Source organism: Mycolicibacterium elephantis DSM 44368 (assembly GCF_004014805.1).
Classification (GTDB): domain Bacteria; phylum Actinomycetota; class Actinomycetes; order Mycobacteriales; family Mycobacteriaceae; genus Mycobacterium; species Mycobacterium elephantis.
In genome coordinates, this window is sequence record NZ_ATDN01000078.1 from 94,354 (window position 1) to 111,357 (window position 17,004).

A 17,004-nucleotide genomic window follows, 5' to 3' on the forward strand; every position below is an offset into this window, starting at 1 on the left:
CCGGTTTTTCCCGCGAGCAGACGTGAAATCCCCCAAATAAGGGCGAATACGGGGGTTTTCGCGTCTGCTCGCCGGAGGGGAACCTACGTCTGGCAGGTCGGGCACCAGAACACGTTGCGGCCCTCCATCATCGCGGTACGAATCTCGGTCCCGCAGATCCGGCACGGCTCGCCCGCACGCCGGTAGACGTAGGTGCGGGGCCGGTCGGGACCGTACGCGGGCGCGCCGTGATCGTCTTCGGGGCGGATCACGATGATCTTGCCGCGCCGGAAGCCGACCTTCATCAACGCGACGAGATCGGTCCACATCGCCTTGAACTCCGACTCGTCGATCTGCGTGCCCGGGCGGTAGGGGTCGATCAGATGGCGGTACAGCAGCTCGTTGCGGTACACGTTGCCCACGCCCGCGATCACCGTCTGGTCCATCAACAGCGAACCGATCGCCCTGCGCGACTTACGGATTCGCTCCCATGCCGGCGAACCGTCGGCGTCGCGGCGCAGCGGGTCGGGGCCCAGCCGGGCGATCACGTCGTCGATCTCGGCCTCTTCGATCACCTCGCACACCGTCGGCCCGCGCAGGTCGGTGCCGTACTCCGCGCCGATCATCCGCATCCGCACCTGGCCGACCGGCAGCGGCATCGGAAGCGGCATCTCGGTGAAGGTCCCGTACAAGCCGAGGTGCACGTGCACCACGCGGCCGCCCTCGTAGTGGTGGAACAGGTGCTTGCCCCACGCGCTGGCCTTCCGCAGCACCCGGCCGCTGACCGCGGCGGCGCCGTCGGCGAACCTGCCCTGCGGACTGGACACCAGCACCGGCGCGCGGGCGAACCGGCGCTGATGCAGCCGGGCCAGCCGGTGCAGGGTATGACCTTCTGGCATTCCTAGGCGCCGGGCACGGGCGGCGCGACGTGGGTGCGCTCGTATTCGGAGAGGATGTCGATACGGCGTTGGTGCCGTTCGGCATTCGACCACGGCGTGTTGATGAACGCGTCGACGATGGCCAACGCTTCTTCGACCGTGTGCATGCGCCCGCCGATGCCGATCAGCTGCGCGTTGTTGTGCTGACGCGCCAACTCGGCGGTCTCCACGCTCCAGCCCAGTGCGCACCGCGCGCCCGGCACCTTGTTCGCCGCGATCTGCTCGCCGTTGCCCGACCCGCCGAGCACGATGCCGAGGCTGCCTGGGTCGGCGACCGTCTTCTCGGCGGCCGCGATGCAGAACGCCGGATAGTCGTCGTCGGGGTCGTTGACGAACGCGCCGCAGTCGACCGGCTCGTGCCCGTTGTTGCGCAGGTGCTCGATGATGGCCTGCTTGAGTTCGAAGCCGGCATGGTCGGCTCCCAGGTAGACGCGCATGGCGGTCACCCTACTTCGGCGTTCGCGAAATCGACATGAGGGTCGTGATCTTGGGCGTCTCAACGACCCTGGTGTACGTCTCGCGAAGCGCCGGAGCCCGCGATCAGTCGAAGGTCGGCGGCTCGGTACGGGTGCGCTTGAGTTCCCAGAAGTGCGGATACGACGCGAACGTCACCGAGGCGTCCCACAGCTTGCCGGCTTCCTCGCCGCGCGGGATCTTCGACAGCACCGGGCCGAAGAACGCGACCCCGTTGACGTGGATGGTGGGGGTGCCGACGTCATCGCCGACGGCGTCCATGCCCTCGTGGTGGCTCTTGCGCAGCGCCTCGTCGTACTTGTCCGTGTCGGCGGCTTCGGCCAGTTCGGCAGGCAGACCCACCTCGGCCAGCGACTCCTTGATCACCGCATCGAAGTCCTTGTTGTCCTGGTTGTGGATGCGGGTGCCCATCGCGGTGTACAGCGGTCCCAGAATCTCGCGGCCCTTGGCCTGCTCGGCGGCGATGGCGACCCGCACCGGTCCCCACGCCTTCTTCATCGCCTCGCGGTACTCGTCGGGCACATCGCGGCCTTCGTTGAGTATCGCCAAGCTCATGACGCGGAAGTTCACCTCAACGTCGCGGACCTTCTCGACCTCCAGAATCCACCGCGAGGTGATCCAGCACCAGGGGCAGAGGGGATCGAACCAGAAACCGGCGACGGACTTTTCGGCCATAACGAATCCTTCCGGGCGCGAGATGAGCAGGGTCCCATCCTGACAACCGTGCCGTCGTGCGATGTGTTCCCCCCTCGGAGAGGGCGCCGCATAGCGTTGCCGCCGAGATCAGCGAAATAAGAAACGCCTAAGTGTGCGAACGGTGACCCAATCGTGGTACTCCTGTGACCAAAGTGGTCGATCGTTACCAAAGTGAACACACACCTTGATCTTCGATTACGCGTCGTAGCAGTGGGAGCCGGTCTCGCCGCGGCTGCGACGGCACTCGCCGCGCCGGCTCAAGCCGACCCCGCCGATGAGTCGTTCCTGGCCGCGCTGCGCGGCGCGGGTATGACGATCGACAACCCGGTGGACATGGTCGCCCTCGGCGAGTCGGTGTGCCCGATGCTCGTCGAACCCGGCAAGAACATCGCGAAGGTGTACACGCAGGTGACCGACAGCGGCATCCCGCCGGACATCGCGGCGTTCTTCACCGGCATCGCGATCTCGTCGTACTGCCCGCAGATGCTGGCGTCGGTCGGCAACGGCACGGTGCTGGACTGGCTGCCGGCGGCGCGGGCGATCCCGGGCCTCTAGGACTGCGGGTCGACGGGCCGCGACCACTAAGTTGGAGCCGTGGCATTACCGAACCTGACCCGCGACCAAGCCGTTGAGCGCGCCGCGCTCGTCACCGTCGACAGCTACCGCATCGACATCGACGTCACCGACGGCGGCGGCCAGCCGGGCGAGCGCACGTTCCGCTCCACCACCACCGTCGAGTTCGACGCGCTGCCCGGCGCGGACACCTACATCGACATCGCGGCCGACACCGTCCACAGCGCCGTCCTCAACGACCGTCCCATCGACGTGAGCGGATACGACGAATCCACCGGCATCCCGCTCGTCGGACTGGCCAAGCGCAACGTGCTCGTCGTCGAGGCCGACTGCCGCTACTCCAACACCGGCGAGGGCCTGCACCGCTTCGTCGACCCCGTCGACGGCGAGGTGTACCTCTATTCACAGTTCGAAACCGCGGACGCCAAGCGCATGTTCGCGTGTTTCGACCAGCCCGACCTCAAGGCCGTGTTCGACATCTCCGTGACGGCGCCGGCGCACTGGGAGGTGGTGTCCAACGGCGCCACCCTGAGCGTCGAGGACGACGGAAAAGCCAAGCGGCACCGCTTCACTGCGACTCCTCGACTCAGCACCTACCTCGTCGCGCTGATCGCCGGACCGTATGCCCGCTGGGACGACACCTATTCCGACGAGCACGGCGACATCCCGCTCGGTCTGCTCTGCCGCAGATCGCTTGCCGAGTTCATGGACGCCGAACGGCTCTTCACCGAGACCAAGCAGGGGTTCTCCTTCTACCACAACAATTTCGGCATCCCCTACGCGTTCGGCAAGTACGACCAGCTGTTCGTCCCGGAGTTCAACGCCGGAGCGATGGAGAACGCCGGCGCCGTGACCTTCCTGGAGGACTACGTCTTTCGCAGCAAGGTGACCCGGGCATCGTATGAACGTCGCGCAGAAACCCTTCTGCACGAGATGGCGCACATGTGGTTCGGCGACCTGGTCACCATGAAATGGTGGGATGACCTGTGGCTCAACGAGTCCTTCGCCACCTTCGCGTCGGTGCTCTGCCAGGCCGAGGCCACCGAGTACACCGAGGCGTGGACCACCTTCGCGAACGCCGAGAAGTCGTGGGCATACCGCCAGGACCAGCTGCCCTCGACCCACCCGGTCGCCGCCGACATCCCCGACCTGGCCGCGGTCGAGGTCAACTTCGACGGCATCACCTATGCCAAGGGCGCCAGCGTGCTCAAGCAGCTCGTCGCCTACGTCGGGCTGGAACAGTTCCTGGCCGGGCTGCGGAATTACTTCCGCGACCACGCCTTCGGCAACGCGACGTTCTCCGACCTGCTCGGTGCGCTGGAGAAGGCGTCGGGCCGCGACCTGTCCGGTTGGGGACAGCAGTGGCTCAAGACCACGGGTCTGAACACGCTGCGGCCGGACTTCGACCTGGACGCCGACGGCCGGTTCACCCGTTTCGCGATCACCCAGAGCGGTGCACAGCCGGGTGCGGGTGAGACACGGGTGCACCGCCTGGCGGTCGGGGTGTACGACGACGACGGCTCCGGCAAGCTGGTGCGCGTGCACCGCAAGGAACTCGACGTCGAAGGGTCGATCACCGAAGTTCCTGCGCTGCAGGGTATTTCGCGTGGCAAGTTCATCCTGGTCAACGACGACGATCTGACGTACTGCTCGTTGCGCCTGGACCCCGAGTCGTTGCAGACCGTGCTCACCCGCATCGCCGACATCGCCGAACCGCTGCCCCGCACGCTGGCCTGGTCGGCGGCCTGGGAGATGACGCGGGACGCGGAGCTGACCGCCCGCGACTTCGTGGCGCTGGTCCGCGGTGGAGTGCAGGCCGAGACCGAAGTCGGTGTGGCGCAACGGCTGCTGCTGCAGGCCCAGACGGCGCTGAACTCCTACGCGGACCCGGACTGGGCAAATGGACAGGGTTGGCCCGAGTTCGCGGACCGGCTGCTGGAGTTGGCCCGCGAGGCGGCGCCGGGCTCCGACCACCAGTTGGCCTACGTCAACGCGCTGTGCGGGTCGGTGCTGAGCCCGCGTCACGTCGAGGTGCTGTCGGAGCTGCTGGACAACGATCCCGCCGTCAAGGGTCTGCCCGGCCTCGACGTCGACACCGACCTGCGCTGGCGCATCGTCACCGCGCTGGCCGCCGCCGGCGCTGTGGACACCGACGGCATGCCGACACCGTTCATCGACGCCGAGGCGAAACGGGACCCCACCGCGGCCGGACAACGGCACGCACTGGCCGCGGCGGCGGCGCGTCCGCAGCTGGCCGTCAAGGAAGCGGCCTGGGAGCAGGTGATCGAGGACGACACGCTGCCCAACATCACCGCGCGGTCGATCATCGGCGGATTGGTCCGACCGGGTCAGCAGGAGCTGTTGAAGCCGTTCCGGGACAAGTACTTCGGCGCGATCTCCGGGGTGTGGCGGCGACGCTCCAGCGAGGTCGCGCAGACCGTCGTCGTCGGGCTGTACCCGTCCTGGGACGTCAGCCAGGAGGGCCTCGACGCGGCCGACCGGTTCCTGGCCGACCCCGACGTGCCGCCTCCGCTGCGCCGTCTCGTGCTCGAGGGCCGCGCGGGCGTGGAGCGCGCCCTGCGGGCCCGCAAATTCGACGCCGCCGGGTAGGGGCCCGCCAACACGCCCGCGAGCGTGCGTGTCTGCGGGCGACACGCCGTCGTTTCAGGCGAGCTTGCGCACGCTCGCGCGGCATCCTGTCGAGGTGGCGGTCAATCGAAGTCGCCGGGCTCGGGCTGCCCGCAAGCGCAAACGCCGGCTGAACGCGGTCGACAACGACCTCACGGCCGAACAGTGGGCAGCGATCAAGCTCGCATGGAGCGGCTGCGCCTATTGCGGCGCGACCGACGGCCCGCTACAGCGTGACTGCGTCATGGCGATCTCGCGCGGCGGGCGCTATACCGTCGACAACGTGGTGCCGGCCTGCGCGTCGTGCAACACCAGCAAGTGCAACGAGGAAGTCACCATCTGGATGCGCCGCAAGCGCCTCGACGAGCGCGCGTTCCTGGCGCGCTATGTCGAGATCCGCGCCGCGCTCAGCCGCGAACGTGCACAAACTCGCGACAGTTGACGGCGTGTCGACCGCAGACACGCACGCTCGCACGCCACCCAGAGGCCAGAGGAGAGCGTCAGCGCGGCGAGACGCCCGCGCTCATCACCTCGACGGCCTTGATCAGGCCCTCCATGAGCTTGCCGTCCTTGAACGCCTCCGCGGCGGTCGAGATCCCCAGAGGCGCGGACTCCTCGATGCCGCGGCCCTTGACGTCGTTGCCGTAGACCACCTCGATCGCACGCTGGTTCGGCGAGACGGCGAGCAGCACCGCGTTGTTGGGCGTGGGCACCTTGGCCAGGATCTCGCGGGCACCGGCGGCGGTGTCGGCACCGAGGTCGCCGATGTAGACGGCGAACCGTGCCTTGGCCCTGCGGGAGCCGTACTTGAGCGCGTCGTCGAGAAAGACCAGGTCCTTGACCGGGAACGGATAGGTCAGCGGCGGCTCGTCGGGTTCTTTGACCCCGGAGATCCGCCCGCTGGCCGTGACGACCCAGCCGACCGGCAGCTTGTCCTGCGCAACGGTCGTGACTTCACCACTTGCCACTGGCGCCGCCTCCTACGGTGAATGGGTGCGCAGCATGACCGTGGCCATGCTCGGCAGGTTCCTCGGACGCCCACAGGATCGGTTCGTGCGTCCACTTCTCGGACAACTGGTAGGGCGCCGGGTGCGGCCCTTTGCCACGCCAGATGAGCGCGGCCAGTATGGCGGTCAGTCCCAACGGCACCAGGATCACTAGCGCGTGTGAAAGTGTGCTGCTCACGTCGCAAACCGTATACCAGCCGCGGTCACGCCGCGCCTTCGCCTAGGTATCGCACCCATGACGGGTCGAGTTCCTTCACCGTCGACAGCAGCCGCCAGTGCTGTCCCTTCGGCGGCACCGGGACCGAACGCAGCGTCCAGCCCAGCTCGACGAGCAACCGGTCGGCCTTGCGGTGATTGCACGTCGAGCAGGCCGCCACGCAGTTCTCCCAGGAGTGGTCGCCGCCGCGGCTGCGCGGCACCACGTGGTCGACGGTGTCGGCCTTGCCCCCGCAGTAGGCGCAGCGAAACCGGTCGCGATGCATCAGCGCCGCTCGGGTCATGGGGATGCGGGCCCGGTAAGGCACCCGCACGTACACCGTCAGCCGGATCACCGATGGCACGACGATCGAGCGGGTCGCCGAATGGATGACCGGCCCGTTCGGGTCGTCGTGCACGACGTCGGCTTTTCCGCACATCAACATGATGACCGCCCGCCGCATGGGCAGAGCGGTCAACGGTTCATAGGTGGAGTTCAGCAGAAGGACTCGGCGCCGACCCCAGAAAGAGCCGTCGCTGCTACTTGGCGGATGGGTTTCGACGCTGTGCAAAGCCCGCGATTGGGCGCGCGATGCCGCGGCCCCGGACAAGCCCGCTCGTCTGGACGGGCCTTTCTTGCGATGCCCCATACGTCCTCCGACGCACAGTAAACCTTGGTTTCGGGCCGATCGCACGGTCTTTCTTGCCGTGTTCGCAGGTGGACCGGCGAACAACCGGTGACTGACCGCCTGACCAGCCACATCCGGCGACAAGACACAATGGTGGCGTGATACAGCCCCAACGATCGTTCTACGACGAGGTCGGTGGCCACGACACGTTCCGCGCGATCGTGTCGCGGTTCTACCAGCTGGTGCGCGAGGACGAGATCCTGTACCCGCTCTATCCCGAAGGCGACCTGGACGGCGCCGAGGAGCGGCTGAGGATGTTCCTCGAGCAGTACTGGGGCGGGCCGCAGACCTACTCCGAGCGGCGCGGCCACCCCAGGCTGCGGATGCGCCATGTGCCGTTCCGCATCGGCTACCTGGAGCGCGACGCCTGGCTGCGCTGCATGCACACCGCCATCGCGGAGATCGACGCCGAGACGCTCGACGACGCCCACCGCAAGCAGCTGCTGGGGTACCTGGAGATGGCGGCGAACTCGCTGGTGAACTCCCCGTTCTGATGCCCGCACCGTGGTGGTCCCAGGCCGTCTTCTACCAGGTGTACCCCCGTTCGTTTCGCGACAGCGACGGCGACGGCGTCGGTGACCTCGACGGCGTCACGGCCCGGCTGGACTACCTGCAGCGACTCGGCGTCGATGCGATCTGGCTGAACCCGGTGATGGTGTCGCCGATGGTCGACCACGGCTACGACGTGGCCGACGCGCGCGACGTGGATTCGCTGTTCGGTGGCCTCGCCGCGCTGGACCGGCTGATCGAGGCCGCGCACGGGCGCGGCATCAAGATCACCATGGACCTGGTCCCGAACCACACCAGCTCGCACCATCCGTGGTTCCAGGCGGCGTTGCGCGCCGGGCCGGGCAGCGTCGAACGTGAGCGATACATCTTTCGCGACGGCACCGGCCGCGACGGCGGCCGGCCGCCGAACAACTGGCTGTCGATCTTCGGCGGCCCCGCGTGGACCCGCGTCGTCGAGCCCGACGGCCGGCCGGGCCAGTGGTACCTGCACCTGTTCGACGCCGAACAGCCCGACCTCAACTGGGACAACCCGGAGGTGTTCGAGGACCTCGAGAAGACGCTGCGGTTCTGGCTGGAGCGAGGCGTGGACGGGTTCCGCATCGACGTCGCCCACGGCATGGCCAAACCGCCGGGGCTGCCGGACATGAAGGTGGCCAAGGCAGAGATGGTGTTGTCCGACATGGACGACGACCCACGGTTCAACAACGACGGCGTGCACGAGATCCACCGCCAGATCCGCCGGGTGTTCGACGATTACGCCCATGCCGTCGCGATCGGCGAGGTGTGGGTCTATGACAACGAACAGTTCTCCCGCTATGTGCGCCCGGACGAACTGCACCTGGGGTTCAACTTCCGGCTGGTGCGAACCCGCTTCGACGCGGCCGAGGTCCGGGCGGCCATCGAGAACGCCATGGCCGCTGCGGATCTGGTCGACGCCACACCCACCTGGACCCTGTCGAATCACGACGTCGACCGCGCCCCGACGCGCTACGGCGGCGGGCAGCGCGGGCTGTCCCGGGCGCTGGCGATGACGCTGGTGATGCTGGCGCTGCCGGGCGCGGTGTTCGTCTACAACGGCGAAGAACTCGGCCTGCCGAACGTCGACCTGCCCGACGAGGCGCTTCGTGACCCGATCTGGGAGCGGTCGGGCCACACCCTGCGCGGACGCGACGCGTGCCGGGTGCCGATCCCGTGGGACGGCGACGCTCCCCCGTTCGGGTTTTCCACCAATCCCCAGACGTGGCTGCCGATCCCGTCCGAGTGGGCCGCGCTGACCGTCGAAAAGCAGGTTGGCGACCCGAATTCCACGCTGTCGTTCTATCGTCGCGCCATCGACCTGCGGCGCAACCGTCCCGAATTCGATGGCCGTTCGGTCGAGTGGCTCGACTCTCCCGACGATTGTCTGGTGTTCCGGCGCGACGGCGGCCTGGTTTGCGTGCTCAACGCGGGTTCCGCGGCGGTGGCGCTGCCTGAGGGCGAGGTGGTGCACGCCAGTGCCCCACTGGTCGAAGGCAACCTACCGCCTGACGCCGCCGCCTGGCTGGCCTAGTCCCTCTCGCGCGTCAAGACAGCACCACGGCGGGGGCCCCTCGGCGCCGGTACACCGAACCGAAACGCGCATCGATGCGCAGCCACGTCGGATGCACCCGCACCCGGACGATCTCCTCATCCGTGACGGTCGTCGGCACGAAACCCATTGCGGTCAACGCGAATACACAGCGCATCGGAATGTCCACGGTCTCGTCGCCCGAGCTGACCGCCATGACATCCTGATCCAGCAGCGATACAGGAGGTCCGTGGGCGCCGGAGTGTTGTTTGGCCAGCGCGCCGCCCCGCTCGGCCAACTCCTGCACGACGCGGGCAGGGACGTCGTCGAGGTGCACGAAGCCGGTCTCCGGGGGCAGTGCGCCGCGCCAAGCGGAGTCCATCGCGAAGCCGGGTTCGACGTGACCGTCGGGCGTCATCGCGGCGAGGCCTGCTGCCAGCGCATCTGCCGCAACAGCCAGGTCGGCAGGCTTGACCCGTCCGCCGACCACGCGGCCGGCCAGCACATCGAATCCTGTGGCGGCCCAGGCGAGCAGCCGTTCATCCGAGCGCTGCCGAAGCCGGATCACCGCGGCCTGATCGAGTCGCAGGACGCGTTCGGTGAAGGTGGCGAGGTCGTCGCGATGTGTCGTGCCGTCGAGCCAGATCCCGCGTTCGGCTGCGGTCATCGGGACCAACGCCGCAAATACTCCCGCTGGGCGGGCGAAAGGCGTTGCAGTCGCTGCTCTTTGATGTGCACGGCGGCCAGCTGGGTGTCGGCGATCACCGCCGGCTTCGAGTCGGCAGGGGCGTTGACCGGTCGCACCTCGTAGCCGATGGTGAAGTCCACGGCGCGCACCCGCTTCGACCACATGGTCACCTGAAGCGGCGAATCCACCAGCCGCAGCTGGGCTTTGTAAGCGATGTTCACTTCTGCGATCAGCAGCCCGACGGTTTCGATCTCGGGTCCGAACGGCTCACGCAGGAACGGGATACGGGCCTCTTCGAGGATGGTCACCATGGTGGCGTGGTTGATGTGTTGATACATGTCGATGTCCGACCACCGGACATGCACCGGCGCCACAAAGCCGTTCACCCAGAGGTCCCCGTTCCGCTCGTTCGTGTCATGCTGCGAATCTGACGTGCCGCCACCGACAGGGTCGCAAGGTCGTGTTGACCGCTTTCATAGATCTCGGCAAGGGTGCGGCGCGCGCGGGCCACCCGGGAACTGTTCGTCATCTCCCACTCCGCGATCTTTTCCTCGCCGCTCTCATCGGGCTCGCCGACCGCGAGCACGTCGAAGCATAGTGCACGCAACGATCCGTAGACGTCGTCGCGAATCGCCAACCGGGCCAACGAATGCCAACGGTCGTCGCGCGGCAGCCGCGACACCGCGGTCAGCAGGCCGTCGGTGCCGAGGCGGTCCATCAGCGCGAAGTAGGTCTCGGCCACCTCGGCCGGCTCCCGGTCGATGATGTCGGCGATGTCGATGACGTCGAGCAGGCTGTACTGGTACAGGCCCGCGGCGGCGAGGTAGGCCATGTCCTCGGGCACGCCCGCCGATGTCAGCTCGCCGGCGTTCTTGTTGACAATGGCCTTGTCGTCGCCACGCAACCATTCCGACATTCGCGGGGTCAGCGCTTCGACTTTCGCGGCGAACCGGTGCGTCTCCGCGCCGACCGCCAACGGCTGAGGCCGGTAGTTCAGCAACCACCGGCCGGCCCGGTCGACGAGCCTGCGCAGGTCCAGTGTCATCCGGTCGGTGACCGCGACCGACACCCCGTCGTCGGCGAGCGCGCGGATCGACCTCCACCTCTTGCTGATTCCGAAGATGGCGTTGGCAGCGGCATAGGTGCGGACGGCATCGACCGTTCCGACACCGACGTCCTCGGTGATCCGGAACACGTAGGTGATGCCGCTGACGTCGACGACGTCGTTGACGAGCATGGTGGTGACCATTTCGCGGCGCAGCTGATGCGTGCGGATCTCCTCGCTGAACTTCTCTCGAAGCTTCTCCGGGAAGTACCAGGGCAGCCGCGAGGCGAATGCCTCCTGATCGGGCAGGTCACTGGCGAGCACGTCGTCCTTGAGCGCCAGCTTGACGTGTGCCATCAGCGTCGCGAGTTCCGGCGACGTCAGCCCGAGACCGGCTTCGGCGCGTCGGTGGATCTCCTTCTCCGACGGCAACGCCTCCAGTTCCCGGTTCAGACCGCGCTCGACGACGAAGTCCTTGATCATGCGGGCGTGCACCGACAGCAGGCTTGCCGCGTTGGCCCGGCTGGTGCCCATCAGATCGTTCTGGTCTTTGTTGTCCTCGAGCACCATTCGGCCGACTTCGTCGGTCATCGACAACAGGAGGTCGGCGCGGCCCTCCGGCTTGACCTTGCCGGCGCTGACCAGTGAATCGATCAGGATCTTGATGTTCACCTCGTGGTCGGAACAGTCCACGCCGGCGGAGTTGTCCAGCGCGTCGGTGTTGATCCTGCCGCCCGCGAGGTCGAACTCGATGCGGCCCAGCGGCGTCACCCCGAGGTTGCCACCCTCGCCGATAACCTTGGCGCGCACCTGGTTTCCGTTCACGCGCACTGGATCGTTGGCGCGGTCGCCGACGTCGGAGTCCGACTCGGTCTCGGCCTTGATGTAGGTGCCGATCCCCCCGTTGAACAACAGGTCGGCGGGCGCTTTGAGGATCGCCTTGATGAGGTTGGGCGGGGTGAGTTCCTCGACGCCGTCATCGATACCGAGAGCGGCGCGCGCCTGCGGGCTGATCGCGATGGACTTCTGCTCGCGGCTGTACACGCCGCCGCCCTCGCTGATCAACGAGGTGTCGTAATCCGCCCAGCTGGACCGCGGACGGTCGAACAGGCGCTTGCGCTCCTCCCAGGAACTGGCGGCGTCGGGGTTGGGGTCGATGAAGATGTGCCGATGGTCGAACGCGGCGAGCAGGCGAATGTGCTTGGACAGCAACATCCCGTTGCCGAACACGTCCCCGCTCATGTCGCCGATCCCGACAACGGTGAAGTCCTCGGCCTGGGTGTCCACGCCCATTTCGCGGAAGTGCCGCTTGACGCTTTCCCACGCGCCCCGTGCGGTGATGCCCATCGCCTTGTGGTCGTATCCGACCGATCCGCCGGAGGCGAACGCATCGCCGAGCCAGAACCCGTACGAGTTGGCCGCTTCGTTGGCGATGTCGGAAAATGTCGCGGTCCCCTTGTCGGCCGCGACCACCAGGTACGCGTCGTCGCCGTCGCGCCGGACCACGTCGGGCGGGGGCACGATAGCGCCGGTGCTCTTATCGACGTTGTCGGTGACGTCGAGCAGACCCGAGATGAACAGCTTGTAGCAGGCGATGCCCTCGTTGCGCTGGGCTTCGCGGTCGGCCGCCTCGTCGCCGGTGGCCAACGGCGGTCGCTTGACGACGAAGCCGCCCTTGGCGCCCACCGGGACGATGACTGCGTTCTTCACCGCCTGCGCCTTGACCAGCCCGAGGATTTCGGTGCGGAAGTCCTCACGACGGTCCGACCAGCGCAGCCCACCACGCGCGACGTGCCCGAACCTCAGGTGCACGCCTTCCACCCGTGGCGAGTACACGAAGATCTCGAACTTCGGCCGCGGCAGCGGCAGTTCGTCGATCAGACCGGCATCCAGCTTGAACGACAGCACGTCGTGCCCACGTGCGGAGTCGGGCCGTGAGACGAAGTAGTTGGTGCGCAGCGTGGCCTGGATCAACGACGCGAACGCGCGCAGCACCCGGTCGGTGTCCAGGCTCACCAGCGCATCGATATCGGCGGCGACCGCAGCGGCGGCGGCCTGCGCGATACGCCGTCTCGATGCGCCATCGTCGGATTCGTCGGCCGGCGAGAACAGCGCCTCGAACAGTTCGATGAGCGAACGCGCGGTGCCCGCGTTGTCGTTGAGCACCGACTCGATATGCGCCTGGCTGTAGAGGAATCCCGCCTGGCGCAGGTATTTCGCGTAGCTGCGCAGCACCGCCACCTGCTGCCATGTGAGGCCTGCGCGAAGCACCAGTTCGTTGAACCGGTCGACCTCGACGCGGCCGTGCCAGATCGCGGTGACGGCATCGGCGAACCGTTCCGCGATGGTGTCCCGGGCCGGGCCGGGCGCGGGCATCGAGATCGACATGTGCGGGACGATCTTGAACTGGTAGATCCAGACCTGTAGGCCGTCGGGGCGCTCCACCGTGAAGGGCCGCTCCTCGAGGACGACGACGCCCATCGACTGAAGTATCGGCAGCAGGTCGCTCAGCGATGCCGACCGGCCGCCGAGGTACAGGGTGAGCTGGGCGGCACCGTCCTCCGACAGGTCGATCAGCACCGGTTTGATCGAATTGCGTTCCAGGTCTTCGATGATCGAGATGTCGTCGATCGCGTCGGGCGGATCGACGGCCTCTTTGTAGAAGTCGGTGAACGCGGTGGCGTAGTGCTCGGCGCTGACATGGTCGATCGAACCGGTCTTGACCGCGCCGATCAGCCGGTCCCCCCAGGTTCTGGCCGCCTCGGTGAGCAGGCCCTGGATCCGGTTCTTGTTGTCGGTCGAGGTGTCGATGTCCTGCGGCTGCGTGTTGTCGGGCATGCGCACCGTGAAATGCACCAGCGCCCACGGTGATTCACTGACCCGGGCGGTGTATTCGATGCTGACGCCGCCGAGTTCGCGGACCAGGATGTCCTGCATTTCCAGTCGGACCGCGGTGGTGTAGCGATCACGCGGCAGGTACACCAGACACGACACGAAGTGGGCGAGTGAATCGACGCGCATGAACAGCAGGGTGCGTCGCCGCGAGCCCAGGTCGACGACTTCCTTGACCATGTCCAGCAAATCCTGCGCCGACAGCGCGAAAAGCTCTGAGCGGGGGATGGTCTGGATGATGTCGAGGAGCAGATGGCCCGGATGGTTGGGATCGCGGTGCGCCAGCGCCAACGCATCTCGGACGCGACGGGAGATCAGTGGGATCTCGAGCACGTTGGCGTTCATCGCCGCCACACTGAACAACCCGACGAAGCGGTGCTCGATCGCGGTTTGACCCGATTGCTCGCGGACCACCACGATGTAGGGGTAGGCGCCGAAACGCAGGTAGCTCGGAATGGTGGCCTGGGCGAGCACCAGCAATTCGCCGGGTTTGGTCAGTGCGGGAAGTACGTCACGGCGCGAGCGCAGCACGCCGAGACGACTCGACGGGTCGACCGACGTCTGCCCGTCGTGCACCGGGCACCGCTGGTAACCCAGCAGCACGAAGTATCCGTCTCCCAGCCAACGCAACAGCGCGGCAACGTCTTCGCGGTCCGAGCCGGCAAATCGGGCGGCGTCGGTCTCGACTTGGCGGGCAAGGTCGGTGAGCGTGGCAGCAAGCGCGTCAGCATCCAGCTCGACTTGCCGCGCATCATCGAGCACCGCCGGCAGCGCCTGCGCCATGGCCGCCACCGCCTTGTCGTCCGCGGTCGGTGCCAGTTGGATGTGGATCCACACCTCCGAGACGCCGTCGCGCATGTCACCGGCCTCGGCGGCGGGGCGCAACTCGAGCAGGTCACCGGCCGGGGTGCGGTCGGCCAGGAAAACCGGGTTCATCACCGCGGTGTAGGGCACGCCGAACCGGTGCAGCAACACGGTCACCGAATCCATCACCATCGCGGTGTCGTCGGTGACGATCTGCAGCGCAGGGCCGAACCCGCCGGCGTCATCGCTGCTGTACACCGCCACCCGGGTGCTCCCGACCGGCCGCTGACGGCCGAGGCGGTGATGGGCGGCCAGCAGCTCGGGTGTCACGAGTTTGTGGTCCGCGACGTTCACCGGCTCCGTGATGCTGACGGACTCCGGCGCGTCGGCATGCGGACCGCGATAGGTCGCGACATAGGCGTTGGCCAATCCTGCGGCGGCCTGCTGACTGGGCGCCGGCGACGGCGACGGCCCCGCATCACCGGATCTCGGCTTCAGCGACATATGTGCTCCTGCCTTCGACGACACGACTTCGTGGTCCGCAGGTGCGACACTATCGTCCCGCGCAGCCCTCGCTAGCCCGATCCGACCGCGAGGTTTGCCGGATCAGTCGCGGGTCAGTCGCCGGTGCGTCACCCGGTGCGGTCGGGCCGCTTCAGCGCCGAGTCGCTCCACCTTGTTCTCTTCGTAGGCGGCGAAGTTGCCTTCGAACCAGAACCATTTGGCCTCGTTGTCCTCGTCGCCTTCCCACGCCAGGATGTGCGTGCAGGTGCGGTCCAGGAACCAGCGGTCGTGGGAGATCACCACCGCGCAGCCGGGGAAGTTCTCGAGCGCGTTCTCCAGGGACGACAGCGTTTCCACGTCGAGGTCGTTGGTCGGCTCGTCGAGCAGGATCAGGTTGCCGCCCTCTTTGAGGGTGAGCGCAAGGTTGAGCCGGTTGCGCTCACCGCCGGACAGCACACCGGCCGGCTTCTGCTGATCGGGCCCCTTGAACCCGAACGCCGATACGTAGGCCCGCGACGGGATTTCGTTCTGCCCGACCTCGATGTAGTCCAGCCCGTCGGATACGACCTCCCACACCGTCTTGTTCGGGTCGATCCGCGACCTGCTCTGGTCGACGTAGCTGAGCTTGACCGTTTCGCCGATCCTGACCGTGCCGCTGTCGGGCTGCTCGAGTCCGACGATGGTCTTGAACAGCGTGGTCTTGCCGACGCCGTTGGGCCCGATCACGCCGACGATGCCGTTACGCGGCAGCGTGAACGACAGGTCCTTGATCAGCGGGCGGCCGTCGAAGCCCTTGTCGAGATGCTCGACCTCGACCACCACGTTGCCGAGCCGCGGCCCGACCGGGATCTGGATCTCCTCGAAGTCGAGCTTGCGTGACTTCTCGGCCTCCGCGGCCATCTCCTCGTACCGCTGCAGGCGGGCCTTGCCCTTGGCCTGACGGGCCTTGGCGCCCGAACGCACCCACGCCAGCTCTTCCTTGAGCCGCTTCTGCAGCTTGGCGTCCTTGCGCCCCTGCACCGCGATGCGCTCGGCCTTCTTCTCCAGGTACGTCGAGTAGTTGCCCTCATACGGGTAGGCGCGGCCGCGGTCGAGTTCGAGGATCCACTCGGCGACGTTGTCCAGGAAGTACCGGTCGTGGGTGACCGCCAGGATCGCGCCCTTGTACTCGGCGAGGTGCTGTTCGAGCCACTGCACGCTCTCGGCGTCCAGGTGGTTGGTGGGTTCGTCGAGAAGCAGCAGGTCGGGTTTGGACAGCAGCAGCTTGCACAACGCCACCCGGCGCCGCTCACCACCGGAGAGATGGGTGACGGGCTCGTCGGGCGGCGGGCAGCGAAGCGCGTCCATCGCCTGCTCGAGCTGGGAGTCGATGTCCCATGCGTCGGCTGCGTCGAGTTCCTCCTGCAGCCGGCCCATCTCGTCCATGAGCTCGTCGGAGTAGTCGGTGGCCATCAGCTCAGCCACCTCGTTGTAGCGGTTGAGCTTCTTCTTGATTGCCACGCCCTCTTCGACGTTCTCCCGAACCGTCTTCTCCTCGTTCAGCGGCGGTTCCTGCTGCAGGATGCCGACAGTGGCGCCCGGCTGCAGGAATGCGTCGCCGTTGTTGGGGGTGTCCAGCCCGGCCATGATCCGCAAGACGCTCGACTTCCCGGCCCCGTTCGGGCCGACGACGCCGATTTTCGCGCCGGGAAGGAAGTTCAGGCTGACGTCGTCAAGGATGACCTTGTCGCCGTGCGCCTTGCGGACCTTCCGCATCGAATAGATGAATTCGGCCATGCCGTGGTCTTGCCTCCTGAGTCTTTCGCTATCTGCGCTATCTGCGCGGTTCGCTCGGGC

15 protein-coding genes are annotated in these 17,004 nt (G+C 67.1%); 5 read left to right on the top strand and 10 right to left on the bottom strand.

Annotated features, from left to right (window positions below; genetic code table 11):
* Positions 1-83 precede the first annotated feature (83 nt).
* The 3 genes from MELE44368_RS25265 to MELE44368_RS25275 all read right to left on the bottom strand — a co-directional run bounded on the left by MELE44368_RS25265 (position 84) and on the right by MELE44368_RS25275 (position 2,066).
* Entirely contained in the window at positions 84-878 is a 795-nt protein-coding gene (locus MELE44368_RS25265) for an Fpg/Nei family DNA glycosylase (protein WP_128110972.1), read from the bottom strand.
* Positions 879-880: 2 nt separating this feature from the next.
* The gene (locus tag MELE44368_RS25270; RefSeq protein WP_164890227.1) at positions 881-1,354 is read right to left on the bottom strand and encodes a ribose-5-phosphate isomerase; all 474 of its coding nucleotides are present in this window, start codon (positions 1,352-1,354) and stop codon (positions 881-883) included.
* Between the two features lie 103 nt (positions 1,355-1,457).
* A complete protein-coding gene (locus MELE44368_RS25275) occupies positions 1,458-2,066 on the bottom strand; it encodes a mycothiol-dependent nitroreductase Rv2466c family protein (protein ID WP_128110974.1) in 609 nt (202 codons plus the stop codon).
* 231 nt (positions 2,067-2,297) lie between these two features.
* On the opposite strand from MELE44368_RS25275, the gene MELE44368_RS25280 reads away from it, so the two are divergent.
* From MELE44368_RS25280 to MELE44368_RS25290, 3 genes are all read left to right on the top strand, one after another.
* Positions 2,298-2,642 (top strand): DUF732 domain-containing protein, encoded by a 345-nt coding sequence (locus MELE44368_RS25280; protein ID WP_241566763.1) that lies wholly within the window; start codon positions 2,298-2,300, stop codon positions 2,640-2,642.
* Between the two features lie 39 nt (positions 2,643-2,681).
* Positions 2,682-5,270 (top strand): aminopeptidase N, encoded by a 2,589-nt coding sequence (pepN, locus tag MELE44368_RS25285; RefSeq protein ID WP_128110976.1) that lies wholly within the window; start codon positions 2,682-2,684, stop codon positions 5,268-5,270.
* A 64-nt stretch (positions 5,271-5,334) separates the two neighbouring features.
* Complete coding sequence (locus tag MELE44368_RS25290; RefSeq protein WP_164890230.1) at positions 5,335-5,730, top strand: HNH endonuclease; 396 nt, start codon at positions 5,335-5,337, stop codon at positions 5,728-5,730.
* 58 nt (positions 5,731-5,788) lie between these two features.
* Here MELE44368_RS25290 and MELE44368_RS25295 read toward each other — a convergent pair whose 3' ends face one another.
* The 3 genes from MELE44368_RS25295 to MELE44368_RS25305 are packed head-to-tail and all read right to left on the bottom strand — an operon-like array spanning position 5,789 to position 7,140.
* The gene (locus MELE44368_RS25295) at positions 5,789-6,256 is read right to left on the bottom strand and encodes a DUF5130 domain-containing protein (protein ID WP_128110977.1); all 468 of its coding nucleotides are present in this window, start codon (positions 6,254-6,256) and stop codon (positions 5,789-5,791) included.
* Positions 6,243-6,473, bottom strand: coding sequence for an aa3-type cytochrome oxidase subunit CtaJ (gene ctaJ, locus MELE44368_RS25300; protein ID WP_128110978.1), 231 nt, complete (start codon positions 6,471-6,473; stop codon positions 6,243-6,245). The genes MELE44368_RS25295 and ctaJ overlap by 14 nt, the downstream gene beginning before the upstream one ends.
* A gap of 25 nt (positions 6,474-6,498) precedes the next feature.
* Positions 6,499-7,140 (bottom strand): HNH endonuclease, encoded by a 642-nt coding sequence (locus MELE44368_RS25305; protein ID WP_128110979.1) that lies wholly within the window; start codon positions 7,138-7,140, stop codon positions 6,499-6,501.
* Between the two features lie 137 nt (positions 7,141-7,277).
* On the opposite strand from MELE44368_RS25305, the gene MELE44368_RS25310 reads away from it, so the two are divergent.
* On the top strand, positions 7,278-7,673 hold the full coding sequence (locus tag MELE44368_RS25310; RefSeq protein ID WP_128110980.1) for a globin: 396 nt from the start codon (positions 7,278-7,280) through the stop codon (positions 7,671-7,673).
* Positions 7,673-9,238, top strand: a complete 1,566-nt coding sequence (locus tag MELE44368_RS25315) for a glycoside hydrolase family 13 protein (RefSeq protein ID WP_128110981.1) — start codon at positions 7,673-7,675, stop codon at positions 9,236-9,238. Before MELE44368_RS25310 ends, MELE44368_RS25315 begins: the two co-directional genes overlap by 1 nt.
* A gap of 13 nt (positions 9,239-9,251) precedes the next feature.
* Here MELE44368_RS25315 and MELE44368_RS25320 read toward each other — a convergent pair whose 3' ends face one another.
* From MELE44368_RS25320 to ettA, 4 genes are all read right to left on the bottom strand, one after another.
* Positions 9,252-9,902, bottom strand: coding sequence for a DUF8185 domain-containing protein (locus MELE44368_RS25320; protein ID WP_128110982.1), 651 nt, complete (start codon positions 9,900-9,902; stop codon positions 9,252-9,254).
* A complete protein-coding gene (locus MELE44368_RS25325) occupies positions 9,899-10,261 on the bottom strand; it encodes an acyl-CoA thioesterase (RefSeq protein WP_128111038.1) in 363 nt (120 codons plus the stop codon). Before MELE44368_RS25325 ends, MELE44368_RS25320 begins: the two co-directional genes overlap by 4 nt.
* Before the next feature lie 44 nt (positions 10,262-10,305).
* On the bottom strand, positions 10,306-15,168 hold the full coding sequence (locus MELE44368_RS25330) for an NAD-glutamate dehydrogenase (RefSeq protein ID WP_128110983.1): 4,863 nt from the start codon (positions 15,166-15,168) through the stop codon (positions 10,306-10,308).
* A gap of 102 nt (positions 15,169-15,270) precedes the next feature.
* Positions 15,271-16,944: an energy-dependent translational throttle protein EttA gene (gene ettA / locus MELE44368_RS25335; protein WP_128110984.1), complete on the bottom strand. Its 1,674-nt coding sequence runs from the start codon at positions 16,942-16,944 to the stop codon at positions 15,271-15,273.
* Between the last annotated feature and the right edge of the window lie 60 nt (positions 16,945-17,004).